Annotated in this window: 3 protein-coding genes and 1 pseudogene; 1 reads left to right on the top strand and 3 read right to left on the bottom strand. The window is 65.2% G+C overall.

The window, feature by feature from the left end; translation table 11 throughout:
- Positions 1–255 (bottom strand): annotated as a pseudogene (locus Q8R73_RS25040) (sensor histidine kinase); the annotation flags it as partial.
- A gap of 270 nt (positions 256–525) precedes the next feature.
- On the opposite strand from Q8R73_RS25040, the gene Q8R73_RS25035 reads away from it, so the two are divergent.
- Entirely contained in the window at positions 526–930 is a 405-nt protein-coding gene (locus Q8R73_RS25035) for a BA14K family protein (RefSeq protein WP_305722226.1), read from the top strand.
- A 100-nt stretch (positions 931–1,030) separates the two neighbouring features.
- Here the strand turns inward: Q8R73_RS25035 and Q8R73_RS25030 are convergent, their stop codons facing one another.
- Together Q8R73_RS25030 and Q8R73_RS25025 are read right to left on the bottom strand one after the other, a co-directional pair.
- On the bottom strand, positions 1,031–2,041 hold the full coding sequence (locus Q8R73_RS25030; RefSeq protein ID WP_305722225.1) for an HlyD family secretion protein: 1,011 nt from the start codon (positions 2,039–2,041) through the stop codon (positions 1,031–1,033).
- A gap of 32 nt (positions 2,042–2,073) precedes the next feature.
- A complete protein-coding gene (locus Q8R73_RS25025) occupies positions 2,074–2,778 on the bottom strand; it encodes an ABC transporter ATP-binding protein (protein WP_305722224.1) in 705 nt (234 codons plus the stop codon).
- Between the last annotated feature and the right edge of the window lie 121 nt (positions 2,779–2,899).

The following is a 2,899-nucleotide window of genomic DNA, read 5'->3' as shown; positions in this document are numbered from 1 at the left end:
GGCAATGGCGCTGACCGTCGCCAGCGTGTTCTTGATGCGATGGTGCAGCTCTTCCAGGATCAGCTTCTGCAGCTTGTCGGCCGCGGCGCGCTCGCGGGCGTCGATGCCGGCCTGATCGAGCAGCCCCTGGGCGTTGATTTCCGCCTGTGCCAGCAGCAGCCGAAGGCTGACATTCTCCGCCTCAAGAAAGTCCTGCGGCGGCGCTGCGCCTCCGCTGTAATGGTGCCGGTCCTGGTGATGATCTGTTTCGAGCATCCGCGACCATAGCACCCTATGTCGTCTACCGGTCAGATCAATTGCGGCGGTTTCGGCGCGGATCGAGCGGTTCCAGGCGCTTTGGAGACGTTATCGCCGGTCCCGTGGGGCGATGTCCGCCTTCCGCGAAAGCGGGTTCGAATCGACCTCGCCGGGGTCGTCGCGAATGGCTGTCATGTTGTTGAGCCATGTCAACGAGGTGAGGTCTTTCCCGCCTCATCATGGCGTTTGGCAGGGCTTGTCCCTGGCCACATTCCCGGGAGTATCGAAATGAAGAAATTGTCCAAAGTTCTTCCTGCCGCGCTGGCGGTGGCCACGCTGTGGGCCGTCGCTCCAGCCGCGGCCGCGCCGGTCGGATCGCCGCTGATGCTGCAAAACGCGGTGGAGGCACCGGTGGAGTCCGTGCGATATCGCCGTGGCTATGGCCCGGCCATTGGCCTTGGCATCGCCGGCGCCCTGATCGGCGGAGCGATCATTGGCGGCACGCAGCCCTATGGCTATTACGGACACCCAGGCTATTACGGGTCCCCCGGCTACTACGGTCCGGCCTATGTCGTGGCACCCCCCTATGTCGGCGGCGGCGCGGCGGCTTATTGCGCGCGACGCTTCAGGTCCTACGACCCGTATTCCGGGACCTATCTCGGCTACGACGGTTATCGCCACCCTTGCCCTTGATGGGGGCATCGGTTGGCGGAGTAAGTGTCGCCCCTGCGCATCGCAGGGGCCGAGCGATATCTGTCTGCCTCCAGGACCATCGCGACGGTCTGTCGATCCGCTACTTGACCGAGCGGAAATAGACATCGGCCTTCATTCCGACCGTAAGCTCTCCCGATCCCGTCAATTCGACCATGACAGCCACCACGTCCACGTCGGTCTGATTGCGCGATCCGGAGGGCTCGAGGCGACCGCGCTCGACGAGTGGGGCGACCGACGAGACGTTTCCCTCGAACTCGCGACCGGGGAACGCCGAGGCCTGTACCGATACCGGCTGCTTGACCTTGACAGAACCGAGGTCGCGCTCGTCCAGCTCCGCGCGCACGCACAGCGCCGAGAGATCGGCGAGCTGCAGCGGCGGCTGTGGCGAACCGGGCGAGACCAGTTCGCCGGCCCGCACGTTGACCTGGAGCACGGTGCCGTCGATCGGCGCGCGCAGCGTCATTTTGTCGAGGGCCGATCGCGCCACGGAATATTCCGATCGGGCGATACTGAGCTGGCCTTCCGGAATGGTAGGCAGGGGGCTGTCCTCCTCGACCGCGCGAAGCTCCTCCTGGCGTTTGGTCAGTTCGGCCTGGGCCCGCGCCAGCGCCGTGCGCGCGGTGGTCACGCTGTCGTCCGGCCCGCCGCTGGCCCGCCATTCGGCCGCAACCCGATCGACGATGGCGCGTACGCCATACACCTTCAGTTCGGCGTCGGCCGCGGCATCCCTGGCCTTGCGTCGCGCATTCGCGCTGCCCGTAACCGATCTCTCATCCCGTGCGCGCTGGCGCAGGGCGACCAGCGTTTCCGCCGCAGCCAGCCGCGCGGCCAACTCACTGTCGGCGAGATGGATCAGCGGTTCGCCGGCAAACACCTTGTCATTGGCCTTCACCAGCACCTTGTCGACCACCCCGGTAACGGCGATCGCGATCTTGATCTGGCCGGAGCAGGGCTCGACGCGACCGGGCGCAACGGCCTGCCATCGCTTGTCCTGCGGTTCGGCGGCCATCACGCCGCCGGCTGCCATCGCGACTGCGATGGCGATGACGAGCCCCGAGATCGCAACCAGGTTTGTGCGGCTTTTCGGCATGGATAATCTCCTCGATGGCATTTACGGGCAGTTCATTGTGGTGCGGTGTCCCGGCGCTCCTCGCTGACGATTCGTCCGTCTTCGATATGGACCACGCGATCCGCGAACGGCAGCAGCCGCGGATCATGCGTCACGATCAGCACCGCGCGTCCCTGTTCCCTGGCTATTCCGGCGAGGATCCGCATGACGGCCTGGCCGTTCTCGCCGTCCAGTGCGGCGGTTGGCTCGTCGGCAAGAATGATAGACGGATTTCCGACGATGGCGCGAGCGATCGCAACGCGCTGCTGTTCCCCGCCGCTGAGTTCGCGCGGAAACGCCTTTAACTTGTGCGGCAGGCCAACTTTGGCCAGCGCCTCGCGCGACTTGGCCTTTGCGCTGCTGGAGGCTTCGCCGCGGACATCGAGCGCCAGCCGGACATTGTCGGTGGCCGACAGCGTCGGGAACAGATGAAACGACTGGAAGATGAAGCCTACATGCTCCCGCCTGAGAAGCGCCAGCTTCTCGGGATCGGCGCCGGCGGTCGAATGTCCGCAGATGCGAACGGTTCCTTCCGTCGGCGTCAGCATGCATCCGAGAATGGACAGCAGCGTGGTCTTGCCACTGCCGGAAGGCCCCATCAGAAGCGTCAGTTCGCCGGCCTTGAGCGTCAGGCTGACGCCCTTGAGCGCTTCCACCTTCGCAGCACCGCTGCCAAGGACCTTCGCCACATTCGTCGCCTCGAGCAGTGGTTCGGTCATCGCGTGAACACTATGGCGGGGTCGATGCGGGTGACCTGAACGATCGCGGCAACGGCCGATCCGACGCACATCACGACGGTAAGCAGAAACAGCCCGACCATCAGTCCGGGCGTAATGACGA

It is taken from the genome of Bradyrhizobium sp., from assembly GCF_030697065.1.
Classification (GTDB): Bacteria; Pseudomonadota; Alphaproteobacteria; order Rhizobiales; family Xanthobacteraceae; genus Bradyrhizobium.
The sequence above is the reverse complement of the archived record's forward strand: the minus strand, read 5'-3'. Positions and strand labels throughout refer to the sequence as shown.